The organism is Catelliglobosispora koreensis DSM 44566 (assembly GCF_000379685.1).
GTDB classification, from domain to species: Bacteria; Actinomycetota; Actinomycetes; order Mycobacteriales; family Micromonosporaceae; genus Catelliglobosispora; species Catelliglobosispora koreensis.
The window spans coordinates 294,761-306,336 of record NZ_KB903252.1 but is presented as its reverse complement, the minus strand read 5'-3'; the positions used below and the strand labels follow the sequence as shown (position 1 = coordinate 306,336).

The 11,576-nt window shown below is 63.9% G+C and carries 15 protein-coding genes; 10 read left to right on the top strand and 5 right to left on the bottom strand.

Annotation, left to right across the window (positions count from 1 at the left end):
- The first annotated feature begins 14 nt into the window (after positions 1–14).
- Positions 15–998 carry a carbohydrate kinase family protein gene (locus tag A3E1_RS0113725; RefSeq protein ID WP_020521350.1) on the top strand — a complete coding sequence of 328 codons (984 nt, stop codon included), beginning with the start codon at positions 15–17 and terminating at the stop codon, positions 996–998.
- Here the strand turns inward: A3E1_RS0113725 and A3E1_RS0113720 are convergent.
- Together A3E1_RS0113720 and A3E1_RS0113715 are read right to left on the bottom strand one after the other, a co-directional pair.
- Complete coding sequence (locus A3E1_RS0113720; protein ID WP_020521349.1) at positions 982–1,194, bottom strand: sulfurtransferase TusA family protein; 213 nt, start codon at positions 1,192–1,194, stop codon at positions 982–984. The two genes, A3E1_RS0113725 and A3E1_RS0113720, sit on opposite strands and share 17 nt — an antisense overlap.
- A complete protein-coding gene (locus A3E1_RS0113715) occupies positions 1,191–2,303 on the bottom strand; it encodes a cysteine desulfurase family protein (RefSeq protein WP_020521348.1) in 1,113 nt (370 codons plus the stop codon). Before A3E1_RS0113715 ends, A3E1_RS0113720 begins: the two co-directional genes overlap by 4 nt.
- A gap of 77 nt (positions 2,304–2,380) precedes the next feature.
- Between A3E1_RS0113715 and ctaC the strand changes: the two genes are divergently transcribed.
- The gene (ctaC, locus tag A3E1_RS0113710; RefSeq protein WP_051105019.1) at positions 2,381–3,238 is read left to right on the top strand and encodes an aa3-type cytochrome oxidase subunit II; all 858 of its coding nucleotides are present in this window, start codon (positions 2,381–2,383) and stop codon (positions 3,236–3,238) included.
- An 8-nt stretch (positions 3,239–3,246) separates the two neighbouring features.
- A complete protein-coding gene (locus tag A3E1_RS0113705; RefSeq protein WP_020521346.1) occupies positions 3,247–3,672 on the top strand; it encodes a cytochrome c oxidase subunit 4 in 426 nt (141 codons plus the stop codon).
- 56 nt (positions 3,673–3,728) lie between these two features.
- On the opposite strand, the gene A3E1_RS0113700 is transcribed toward A3E1_RS0113705, so the two are convergent.
- Positions 3,729–3,959, bottom strand: a complete 231-nt coding sequence (locus A3E1_RS0113700) for a hypothetical protein (protein ID WP_020521345.1) — start codon at positions 3,957–3,959, stop codon at positions 3,729–3,731.
- Between the two features lie 77 nt (positions 3,960–4,036).
- Between A3E1_RS0113700 and A3E1_RS0113695 the strand changes: the two genes are divergently transcribed.
- Genes A3E1_RS0113695 through A3E1_RS0113685 form a run of 3 tightly spaced genes read left to right on the top strand, consistent with a single transcriptional unit; the run spans position 4,037 to position 5,980 of the window.
- The gene (locus A3E1_RS0113695) at positions 4,037–4,414 is read left to right on the top strand and encodes a GntR family transcriptional regulator (RefSeq protein ID WP_020521344.1); all 378 of its coding nucleotides are present in this window, start codon (positions 4,037–4,039) and stop codon (positions 4,412–4,414) included.
- Positions 4,398–5,288, top strand: a complete 891-nt coding sequence (locus tag A3E1_RS0113690; RefSeq protein ID WP_020521343.1) for an ATP-binding cassette domain-containing protein — start codon at positions 4,398–4,400, stop codon at positions 5,286–5,288. The genes A3E1_RS0113695 and A3E1_RS0113690 overlap by 17 nt, the downstream gene beginning before the upstream one ends.
- Positions 5,285–5,980, top strand: a complete 696-nt coding sequence (locus A3E1_RS0113685; RefSeq protein ID WP_020521342.1) for a hypothetical protein — start codon at positions 5,285–5,287, stop codon at positions 5,978–5,980. Before A3E1_RS0113690 ends, A3E1_RS0113685 begins: the two co-directional genes overlap by 4 nt.
- 26 nt (positions 5,981–6,006) lie before the next feature.
- On the opposite strand, the gene A3E1_RS0113680 is transcribed toward A3E1_RS0113685, so the two are convergent.
- Both A3E1_RS0113680 and A3E1_RS40180 read right to left on the bottom strand, forming a co-directional pair.
- Positions 6,007–6,405: a hypothetical protein gene (locus A3E1_RS0113680; RefSeq protein ID WP_020521341.1), complete on the bottom strand. Its 399-nt coding sequence runs from the start codon at positions 6,403–6,405 to the stop codon at positions 6,007–6,009.
- A 79-nt stretch (positions 6,406–6,484) separates the two neighbouring features.
- The gene (locus tag A3E1_RS40180) at positions 6,485–7,366 is read right to left on the bottom strand and encodes a cytochrome c oxidase assembly protein (protein ID WP_020521340.1); all 882 of its coding nucleotides are present in this window, start codon (positions 7,364–7,366) and stop codon (positions 6,485–6,487) included.
- Between the two features lie 84 nt (positions 7,367–7,450).
- On the opposite strand from A3E1_RS40180, the gene ctaE reads away from it, so the two are divergent.
- From ctaE to qcrB, 4 genes are read left to right on the top strand one after another with little or no spacing between them, the layout of a single operon-like run.
- On the top strand, positions 7,451–8,071 hold the full coding sequence (gene ctaE / locus A3E1_RS0113670) for an aa3-type cytochrome oxidase subunit III (protein ID WP_026208404.1): 621 nt from the start codon (positions 7,451–7,453) through the stop codon (positions 8,069–8,071).
- A complete protein-coding gene (qcrC, locus tag A3E1_RS0113665) occupies positions 8,058–8,837 on the top strand; it encodes a cytochrome bc1 complex diheme cytochrome c subunit (RefSeq protein WP_020521338.1) in 780 nt (259 codons plus the stop codon). Before ctaE ends, qcrC begins: the two co-directional genes overlap by 14 nt.
- Complete coding sequence (gene qcrA, locus A3E1_RS0113660; RefSeq protein ID WP_020521337.1) at positions 8,834–9,940, top strand: cytochrome bc1 complex Rieske iron-sulfur subunit; 1,107 nt, start codon at positions 8,834–8,836, stop codon at positions 9,938–9,940. The genes qcrC and qcrA overlap by 4 nt, the downstream gene beginning before the upstream one ends.
- Positions 9,937–11,526, top strand: a complete 1,590-nt coding sequence (gene qcrB, locus A3E1_RS0113655; protein ID WP_020521336.1) for a cytochrome bc1 complex cytochrome b subunit — start codon at positions 9,937–9,939, stop codon at positions 11,524–11,526. The genes qcrA and qcrB overlap by 4 nt, the downstream gene beginning before the upstream one ends.
- The last annotated feature ends 50 nt before the right edge of the window (positions 11,527–11,576 follow it).

The window sequence follows — 11,576 nt, the reverse complement described above, 5'->3', positions numbered from 1 at the left end:
CCCCCGAGGCAGTTATGAAGATTGCGGTTACCGGTTCAATTGCTACAGATCACCTGATGCACTTCCCGGGCCGTTTCGCTGATCAGCTCATCGCGGATCAGCTCGACAAGGTCTCGCTGTCGTTCCTCGTGGACGACCTCGTCATCCGGCGGGGAGGTGTGGCTCCTAACATCGCGTTCGGCCTGGGCAAACTCGGCTTACGCCCGGTGCTTCTAGGTGCTGTCGGCGCGGATTTCGCTGACTACCGGTCCTGGCTTGAGCGCCACAACGTCGACTGTGATTCAGTGCACGTGAGCGAGATCGCGCACACGGCACGGTTCGTCTGCACCACCGACGACGACCTGTGCCAGGTCGCCAGCTTCTACGCCGGGGCCATGAGCGAAGCTCGCAATATTGAGCTGCAGCCGGTGTTTGACCGTGTGGGCGGGCTCGACCTCATCCTCATCGGAGCCAACGACCCGGTCGCGATGGTCCGCCACTCGCAGGAGTGCCGTGATCGCGGCTACCGGTTCGTCGCCGACCCGTCGCAGCAGCTTGCCCGCATGCCCGGGGAGGACGTGCTGCAGCTGATCGACGGCGCGGAATACCTCATGACCAACGAATACGAGCGCTCACTGCTGGAGCAGAAGACCGGGCTGTCGAGCGACGACGTGCTCGACCGGGTCAAGATCCGGGTGACCACGCTCGGCAAGAACGGTGTCGAGATCACGGGCAAAGGCCTTGAGCGCATTCACGTTCCGGTCGCGCGCGAGGTTCAGGCATATGACCCGACCGGTGTCGGCGATGGGTTCCGCGCCGGGTTCTTCGCCGGCCTGTCGTGGGGGCTCGACCTGCGCTCGTCGGCTCAGGTTGGCTGCCTCGTGGCGACCCTCGTGCTGGAAACCGTTGGCACGCAAGAATATGACATCGAGACCGACGGCTTCCTCAAGCGGCTCGCCGAGTCCTATGGGGACGCCGCTGCCGCCGCCGTGCGGCCGCACCTCACGCCAGCCGCCTAACCTCAAAGGCATTTGCTTCGGGCGAGCCCAGGTATTCCTGGGCTCGCATCCGGCACCACGCCGGAATGTCGTGTGCCGCAGCCGGATCGTCAGCCAGAACCCGGATGACGTCACCGACCTCGATGTCGGGCAGCCGCTTGGCCAGGGCGATCACGGGCAGCGGGCAGCGCTGGCCCAGACAGTCCAAAGTGATCACATGCCCACCTCTTTACGCAGGTCAGCCACGATCCCCGGCAGTTCGTTCAGGAATCGGTCAACGTCATCTGACGTCGTGCCCCGGTGCAGCGAAACCCGGATATTGCCGTGTGTCAGCACCTTCATCGCCACGAGCACGTGACTTGGCTCCAACGTGGACGAAGTGCAACTCGACCCGGAACTGACCGCGAAGCCGCGCTTGTCCAGCGCGTGCAAGAGCGCCTCGCCGTCGACATAGAGGCACGAGAACGTGACCAGGTGGGGGAGTCGTTGCGTGTCGTCGCCAACAACCTCTACCTCAGGGACCGTCAGCGGGACGGTCCGTCTAATGCGGTCGATCAGTGCTGACAGTCTCTTAGCTTCGCCTTCTTCTTGCCTAACGGCGTGAAGTGCCGCCACAGCCGCCACGATCGATGGCAAGTCCACGGCAGGCTCGCCCGCGGGCCACGCAGACACCCACCGGGTTCCCTTACGCACCACCAGCACACCCACCCCAGCCGGCCCACCCCACTTACGGGCACTAGCGGAAGCCAAATTCACTTCAGCTGGTACTGGCGAAAGCCCGGCCGTCATCGCGATGTCTGTGAACAACGGCACGCCATGGCTGGCGCAAACACCGGCCGCCCAGCTCACGGGCTGGACCGTGCCGACCTCATGTGACGCGCTGATGAGAGCGGCCGCGGCGACACCCGTCTGCCTGACCGCCTCTTCGAACTCATCGCGGTTGATGAATCCGAGCTGGTCTACGCCCACGGAAACGGCGGATCCTCCGGATTGGACGTGACTTTCCGCCGCGTGCAACACACTCGAGTGCTCGATGGCGGAGTGCACGAACGTCTGGCCCACGCGACGGCGTCCCCTGAGCACACCCAGCACGGCCGACTGAGCCGCGAGCGTGCCACTGCTCGTGAACGTGAGCTCATCGACGCGTACGCCCAAAAGGTCTGCGGCAGTTGCCTTGGCCGCTTCTAACAACTGGCGTGCGCGGCGGGCCTGCGTGTAAAGCTTGCCCGGGTCAGCCCACCCGTCCTCCAACGCCGCGACCAGCGCCTGACGTCCCGCCGGATGCAACGGGACGGCTGTGGCGGCATCAAAGTACGCAGGCTGCACGTTTCGAACCTACGCCATGAGCCAGACACGCCCACCCCAAGACCACTCTGGACTCTCCCGTGAAGTACTCTGCGACCGTGCTTAGGAGGATCGGCGGCTTAATTACCGCAGCGGGCCTGACGGTACTGCTCGCGGGCTGCGACGTTGGCGCGACCTTTGATGGTTTCGGCTGGCCGCAGGGCGGGATTACAGCTCAGTCAAAGCAGATGTATGACCTCTGGATCGGGTCGGTCGTTGCCGCCCTTGCCGTTGGGGTCTTCGTCTGGGGGCTCATCTTCTGGTGCGTGGCGCGCTACCGCAAGCGGTCTTCACAGGCCGAGCTGCCGTTGCAGACCCGCTTCAACCTGCCGATCGAGGTTCTCTACACGGTTCTGCCGTTCCTCGTCGTGTCGGTGCTGTTCTTCTACACGGCCAAGGTGCAGACCGAGGTCAACCGGGTGTCAGCTAACCCCGACGTGACCGTCGAGGTCGTCGGCTTCAAGTGGAACTGGCAGTTCAACTACCTGAGCGGCCCGACACCTGAAGGCGTTACCCCGACTCCGGTGGCGACCGTGACCGGCACCAGCGAAGTCATCCCGATCCTCGTTGTCCCGGTCGGCAAGACGATCCGCTTCGAAGAAACCAGCCGCGACGTCATCCACTCGTTCTGGGTGCCAGAGCTGCTGTTCAAGCGAGACGTCTTCCCGGGCAACGTGCGCAACGTCTTTGAAGTCCGCATCGAGGAAGAAGGCCGTTACGTCGGCCGGTGTGCCGAACTGTGCGGCACCTACCACTCGATGATGAACTTCGAGGTCGTGGCGGTCTCCGCGGCTGAATACGACACGTTCCTGACGCAGTTGAAAGCTGGCAAGAGCGTCCAGGACGCCCTGGTCTCCATCGGCGAGGCGCCGCTGGCCACCAAGACCCAGCCGTTCCCGACCAAGCGTGACGCGTAGGAGCGACGATGAAATCCGAATACCGCTTGTTCGCTGGCGTCGCGCTCTTCCTGTTCGCCGCCGCGGCCGTCTACGCCTGGTGGACCGACCGGGAGCCGTTCGGGCTCGACTGGATCGGCACGACAGCGCTGATCCTGTCGGGTCTGCTGTGCGCGATGTGCTGGTTCTACTTCTGGTTCGTCTCGCGCCGCATCCCGCCGCGTCCCGAAGACCGCCTCGACGGCGAAATCGCTGACGCCGCAGGCGAAGTGGGCTTCTTCTCACCGGGCAGCTACTGGCCGTTCGGCATCGCGGTCGCGGCCGCCGTCACCGGCTTCGGGCTCGTGTTCTGGATGTGGTGGCTCATCGCGGTCGGCGTCGTCGGCGTGCTGCTGACGTCAAGCGCCCTGCTCTTTGAGTACTACACCGGCACCCGCCGTGTCTCGGAGCATTAGCCGGCCTATTTCGGGCTTAAAGAACCCCACGCTTTGAAAGCGTGGGGTTCTTTGTGTCAGTCGGAGGAGGAGCTGGAGCCGCAGGAGGCGTCGAAGCTGGCGGCGCTGCCGCAGCCGGTGCCGCCCCACGGGCCGGTGGTAGACCGCTCATTGGGCTGTGGTGGCCGCTTGCGCCGCTTCTCGTGGCCTTTGCGGGCCAAGGCTGCCGAAGCCGCCCGTGCTTCGTCTAGAGGCGTCTTACGCGGGTTGCGCCCGAAGAGGCGGCCGAAGAATCCCCATAGTCCCATGGCCGACACGGTAGGCGGTTGCCTCAACGCCCACAGAGGCTCTATGGTTCGTTACATGAGTAAAGAACCAGCGAACCATGTTTGATGATCGCAGCCCGATCTATCAGCAGATCGCTGACAAGATCAAGAAGGACATCCTCTACGGCGACCTCTCCGCCGGTGACCAGGTGATGTCGACGAATCAGTACGCCAGCTTCTACCGGATCAACCCCGCCACCGCGGCGAAGGCGTTCCAGCAGCTGACCGATGAGGGCTACCTCTACAAGCGGCGCGGCATCGGCATGTTTGTCAGCGATGACGCGCAAGCCCAATTGCGGCAGCAACGCCGGGAGCACTTCTTCGCTGACGTTGTCGCCCCGATGGTCGCTGAGGCGAAAGCGATCGGCATCACGCTCGACGAAATCATCCACCACCTCACGAACAAGGATGGAACCCCCGGTGAGTCTCGGGATTGAAGTCAGGGACCTGCGCCTGCAATACGGCGACGTGGCTGCTTTGGACGGTCTGTCATTCAGCCTGTCCGGCGGAAAGATCTATGGGCTGCTGGGCCGCAATGGCTCCGGCAAGACCAGCCTGCTGTCGATTCTGGCCGCGTTCCGCCGCAAGACGAGCGGGACTGTCCACATTGGCGGGCAGGAGCCATTCGAGAACGAGCGCGTGACCGCCGAGGTGTGCTTGATTCGCGAAAGCGGCGGTGATGTTTATGACAACACGCGGCTCGAACAGTTGCTGCGCATGGCAGCCGACCTGCGGCCGGCCTTCGACCACCAATACGCCTTGAAACTGGCTGACCGGTTCCAGTTGCCGATGCGCAAGAACGTTCAGAGTCTGTCGCGTGGGCAGCGGTCCGCGCTGGGGGCGGTGATGGGGCTCGCGGCGAACGCCCGGCTAACCATGTTTGACGAGTCCTATCTGGGCATGGATGCGCCGTCGCGCTACGCGTTCTATGACGAGCTGATCGCCAACTACACCGAGAACCCGCGCACGTTCATCATCTCCACTCACCTGATCGAAGAAGTCGCGCGGCTGTTCGAGGAGGTGCTGATCATCCACAAGGGACGGCTCGTGCTGCACGACGACGTGGAGGCGGTCCGCTCGCGGGGCGTCAGCGTCATTGGCCCGGCTGAGGTTGTCGACACCTTCACCGCCGGCTTGACGGTCCTGAACGGACAATCCCTAGGGCGCACCAAGGCCGTGACCGTTTACGGCACTCTCGACGACGATCAGCGCCGCGCGGCCGCCCTCGCTGGCCTGGAGCTCGGCCCGGTGTCACTGCAAGACCTGTTCGTTCACCTGACCGGCCAACCCGAGGCGGAGGCGGCCCGATGAGCACTGTTGCCAAGCACCTGGCCTACAACTACCGCTGGGTCTACGGGATCTTCATGAGCATCATGATCCTGATGATGGCAGGACTCGCCCTCAGCTTCGAAGTGTTTGGGCACTACGCCCTAGACGATCAGCGCTCTAGCGTTTGGGAAACCGTTGGGCTGCAAGCCCCCCGATGGTTCTTGTTCGTCATCGGCATCATGCTCGCGACGGTCAACCTGCCCGTGCTCGTGGCCCATGGGATCACGCGCCGACTGTTCGCCCGTGGGGCGCTCGTGTTCGCTGTCGCCTCGTCTGCCGCCTTCAGCGTGCTCATGCTGATGGGATTCGTCGTCGAGCGTGCGGTCTATTCGGCTAACGGCATGATGGCCGCGATCGATGACTATCCGCTGGCCAAGGTGAGCGACGCGGGCCGGTTCTACGTCGAGATCACCTTGGCGGGGCTGTTGTTCCTGCTCAGCGGCTGGGTGATCGGGCTGCTGTTCTACCGCCTGCGCGTCTGGCTTGCGTTGCTGGCGTTGCCGGTGGTGACGCTGCCGGTCATCGGTGGCATCGCGATGGGGGTGTCCACGATGGCAGGCGTCGAGATGTCGTTCGTGAACGTCGTCCTCATCCAGCTCGCCGCGGTCGTCGTGGTGAGCGCGCTGGGCTATTTCCTGGGCCGCGACGTCGCGATCAAACCTAAGAAAGCCTGAACCGCGGAAAAGGGTGAAGCACTGACCTACGCGGTCAGTGCTTTGCGCTTGTCCAGCAGGTCCGACACGGCCGCGGCGGTAGTGATCGGGTCGAGCGGGTGCAGTAGCGTGGCGTCGGCCTTGGCATAGGCGGCGAGCCAGCGGTCGGCCGCGCGAGCGATGTAGACGCACACCGTCGGCACGTCGGTCAGCTCGTCGTGCAACTGCCGGGAGATGCCCAGACCGCCAGCGGGCGCGGCTTCACCATCGAGCACCACTAGGTCGATCTCGTAGGTGTCGATGAGGCTGACGCACTCCTTGTAGGTCGAGGCGTCAACGAACTCAACCTCCTGATCCGCGCGCGGGCGCGTGCCGATGGCCAGCCGCATCCGGTCGCGGACCACGGGGTCGTCGCTGTAGAGCAGCACGGTGTACTCGGAACTCATGGCCGAAACTCCAAAGAGAGCGGAGTTTCGCCCATGAGGCACTGGGAAGCTGCGATATTGATTCGCTCGGCAAGCTCGCTCATACAGCCGATCCTAGCGGTGCCGTCGCGGCCTCTTCTTCCCGGTCCAGCTGCCGGTCTATGCGGGCCGCTTCGCGGCGCGATTGCTGAATCCATTGGTAAACCAGGACCGCGAGCATGGTGACGGACACGAGTTCGCCGCCGGCCCACAAGATGCCGCCAGCGGTGACCTGATCGGCCACCGGGTCCACCCACGACAGACCGAGATTGGTGTACCAGTCAGCCGCCAGCAAGGTCGTCGACTGCATGATGGTCAGCCCCAGGACCGTGTGAAACGGCACACTCAGCACCATCAGCAGGGCCCGGGCCGGGTAGGGCCACCGGCCGGGCAGGGGATCGCGCCCGAGCAGCGGCCAGAAGAACAGGCAGCCCGTGGCGATGAAGTGAGCGTGCATCAGCTCGTGCACGAATTCGTTGCGCAGCGTCAGTTCGTACAGCGACGAGAAGTAGAGCACGAACGGGTTGGCCACGAAGATGCCGAACGAAACCAGCGGAAAGGCCAGCACGCGGGCGACGCGGCTGTGCAGCACGGCCATGAGCATCCGCCGCAACCGCAACGGCAGTGTCCGCAGGGCCAATGTCACCGGGGCACCGAGGGCCAGGAAGATGGGCGCGACCATCGACAGTGCCATGTGCTGCACCATGTGCACGCTGATTAGCGTCGTGTCATAGGCGCCGAAGCCGCTTAGGGTGACAAAGCCGATGGTGCCCAGGCCTGGTCCAAGAAAGACGATGGTTCGTGAAACCGGCCACTTGTCTCCCCGCAACCGGAGCCGGTGTGTCCCATATAGATAAAGCGCCGCCGCGAGCAGCAAGCCAAAGGCGAGCCAGGAATCGATCCGGGCGGCCGTGAACAGGGCTTCTACGGTCAACGGGGGCACGGGACGAGACTACCGAAAGGGCGACACGCCGCTAATTGGGCACCCCAGTGCTCAGCGGCCATGCGAGAGGGCAATAATCATCGCGTGACTGCGGCCCCAGCCATTATCGACAAGAGCAGGATCCATTCCCTGACCAGGCCCAATATGGTCAGCGTCGGAACGATCGTCTGGCTCTCCAGCGAACTGATGTTCTTCGCAGCCCTTTTCGCGATGTATTTCGCGATCCGCGCGGCGGATTACAGCCAGTGGGAAAAGCACTATCCCTCGCTGAACCTGCCCTATGCCCTGGTGTTCACCGTGATCCTGGTGGCTTCGTCCATCACGTGCCAGATCGGTGTGCTGCGGGCGGAGCGCGGTGATGTGCACGGGCTGCGCCGGTGGTTCGCCCTCACCTTCGTGATGGGCCTGATCTTCGTGCTGGGGCAGGTGAACGAATACCGCGAGCTGGTCCACCACGGCATCAAGATCAACGAAGATGGCTACGGCTCGATGTTCTACCTGACTACCGGTTTCCATGGCTTGCACGTGACCGGTGGTCTGATCGCCTTCATCATCTTCATGATCCGAACCACGATGGGCCGGTTCACGCCCGCTCAGGCCACCTCGGCCATCGTCGTTTCGTACTACTGGCACTTCGTCGACATCGTGTGGATCGGACTGTTCTTCATGATTTACCTGCTGGAGGCAATTAATGGTCTCGGGTAGCCGCACGCGGCGGAAAGTCGTCTCCGCGCTGCGCATGCTCGCCGCGCTCATGCTCGCCGGTGGCATCTACACGCTGATCTCCCCGGGGGCGGCGGCGAACAATGCTCCGCTCAGTGCCGCCGCGCAGGAGGGCAAGGAGCTTTACGCGAGCTGCATCAGCTGCCACGGCGAGAACGGCCAGGGCGTGCCTGACCGCGGCCCGAGCCTTGTGGGCGTTGGCTCCGCGGCTGTCGAGTTCCAGGTCGAGACCGGGCGTATGCCGGCGGCGGGCCAGAACGCGCAGATCGAGCGCAAGCCCCCGCAGTTCGACACGAACCAGGCCCGGCAGCTCGGTGCCTACATTCAAGAGCAGTTCGGCGGCGGACCGCAGTTCCCCGCTGACTTCGACTCGGCGGTCAAGAACGGCGACATCGCCCGCGGTGGTGAGCTGTTCCGGATCAACTGCTCGTCTTGTCACGCCTTCTCTGGCGGCGGTGGCGCTCTGTCGAGCGGAAAGTTCGCTCCGTCTCTCGCGGAGTCGAGTGCCCGCGACATCTACGGTGCGATGCTGACCGGTCCGCAGAACATGCCGGTGTTCGGCGACAACCAGCTCACGCCGGAGCAGAAGTACGACGTGATCGCCTACGTTCAGACCCTGCAGTCCGATGTGGACCCAGGCGGCTGGGGGCTCGGCCGGTTCGGCCCGACCACCGAAGGTATAGCGATCTTCCTGTTCGGCATGGTGGCGCTGGCATTCGCGGCGCTCTGGATTGCGGGTAAGTCATGACCGAGAAATCTCGTTTCGAGATCGTCCGCGAAGGCGCGCGGAAGGACGGCATTGAGATCGTCCACTACGAGTCGCAGTTCGCGCCGGGCTCCAAGACGGAGAACCGGATGGTACGCATTGTCGCCTTCTTCTTCCTCCTCAGTGGATTCGCCGGCCTGGCCTTCGTAGCCGCTTATGTCTGGTGGCCGTTCACCGACTTCCCGTCGGTAGACGGCTGGGAATACGCACCGGGCAACAGCCCGATGAAGGGCTTCACGCCCATCCTCGGGCTGACACTGGGCGTGACGTTGCTGGCTCTTGGGCTCGGCATCCTCACGTGGGGCAAGAAGCTGATGCCGCACGAGATCGCGATCCAGGAGCGCCACGTCGGCGGGTCGAGCCCGGAGGAGCGCAAGCTCACCGGCAACACGCTGGCGTTCATCGGCCAGGAGTTCGGCCTGTCGCGCCGGCCGCTGCTGAAGGTGGCGCTGGCGGCTCCCGCGGCCGGTCTGGGCGCGGCCGCGCTGGCCGTCCCGGTGGGCATGCTGATCAAGGACCCGCACCACCCGGACATCTTCTTCACAACGGGCTTCAACCCGGTGAACAACAACGGCAAACCGGTGCGTTTGATGCGTGAGGACAACACGTACATCCGCCCGGAGGACGTGAGCGTCGGTGGCCAGATCACCGCGTTCCCGGCCACCGCTGATGGCCACGGTGCCTCCAACAAGTACGCCGACTCGCCCGTGCTGCTGATCCACCTGCGCCAGCAGGACGCTGATCACCTGCGCGGCCAGTTGCAGAACCACTCGCAGAACAAGTTGCAGAACCCGAGCGACCCCAACAGCGGTGGCATGTACGGCAACCTCGTCGCGTACTCGAAGATCTGCACGCACGCTGGCTGCCCGGCGAGCCTCTACGAGCAGCAGACCAACAAGCTGCTGTGCCCCTGTCACCAGTCGCAGTTCCTCATCACCGAGAACGCCCGGCCTGTGTTCGGTCCCGCCACGCGGCGGCTGCCGATGCTCCCAATCGGACTCGACGAAGAGGGCTTCCTTTACGCCAAGAGCGACTTTGGCGGCGTACCCGTCGGCCCTGCGTTCTGGGAGAAGCCTGAAGCATGAAACGACGCAAACTTGATGTGAAGCAGCTCCCGGCGAAGGTAGCCGGGGAGGTCGACGACCGGTTCCACGCGGCGACACCGCTGCGCGGGATTCTCAACAAGGTCTTCCCCGACCACTGGAGCTTCCTGCTCGGCGAGATCGCGCTGTTCTCGTTCATCGTGCTGCTGCTGACCGGAACGTTCCTGGCGCTGTTCTTCGAACCGTCGATGCAGGAAGTCGTCTACGACGGCTCCTACACGCCGTTGCGGGGCATGCACATGTCGCGTGCTTTCGAGACGTCGCTGGAGCTGTCGTTCGACGTGCGTGGCGGGCTCATCATGCGCCAGATGCACCACTGGGCGGCGCTGCTGTTCATGGCCGCGATCGTCATCCACATGTGCCGCATCTTCTTCACGGGCGCGTTCCGCAAGCCGCGTGAGCTGAACTGGATCCTCGGCATGCTGATGTTCTGGCTCGGCTTCCTGGAGGGCTTCGCCGGCTACTCGCTGCCGGACGACGCGCTTTCGGGCACGGGTCTTCGTATCGCCTCGGCCATCATGCTGTCGATTCCGATCGTCGGCTCGTGGGTGACGACGTCGCTGTTCGGTGGTGAGTTCCCTGGGGAAATCATCCTCGAGCGGTTCTACATCCTGCACGTGTTCTTGCTGCCGCTCGTTCTGCTCACTTTGATCACCGTCCACATTGGACTGGTATTCATCCAGAAGCACACGCAGTGGCCGGGTCCGGGCCGGACGAACAACAACGTCGTCGGCGAGCGGTTCGTCCCGCGGTACACGATCAAGCAGGCCGGCTTCTTCATGATGGTCTTCGGCGTGATCGCGCTGATGGGTGGCCTCTTCCAGATCAACCCGATCTGGCTGTTCGGCCCCTATGAGGCGGCGGTCGTGTCGGCGGGCAGCCAGCCCGACTGGTACGTCATGTTCCTTGATGGCTCAACGCGTCTGATGCCCGCTTGGGAGATTAGAGCGTTCGGCTACACGATCCCGCCGTTGCTGTGGCCGACCGTGGTGCTGCCGGGCATCCTGACCGTGGTCCCGATGCTGTATCCGTGGATTGAAGCCCGCTTCACCAAGGACCGTGGTCACCACAACTTGCTGCAGCGTCCGCGTGACATGCCCGAGCGCACCGGTTTCGGCGTCGCCTCCATCACGTTCTACCTGGTGCTGGCCCTGTCCGGCGGTAACGACGTTATCGCTGACAAGTTCCACATCAGCCTGAACGCGATGACCTGGGCAGGCCGCATCGGCTTGCTGGTCTTGCCACCGCTGGGTTACTACCTCGGCCGCCGCATCGCCCTCGGCTTGCAGCAGCACGACCGCGAGGTGCTGGCACACGGTGTCGAGACGGGCATCATCAAGCTGTTGCCGAACGGGCAGTATGTCGAGGTCCACCAGCCGCTAGCCCCGGTTGATGACCATGGCCACCCGGAGCAGCTGCCTTACGCGGGCTGGACGGTGCCGAAGAAGATGAACCGCCTCGGCGCTCTCGGGCCGGCGATCAAGGGCTTCTTCAAGCCGGCCGAGCCAGCCTCGCCTCCGAAGACGCCCCCGGCGCTTCCCGCGAAAGACAAAGACAAAGTTCATTAGTTGGTACTAAGTGAGCAGGCACCTGCGTTCGCAGGTGCCTGTCTTACGTT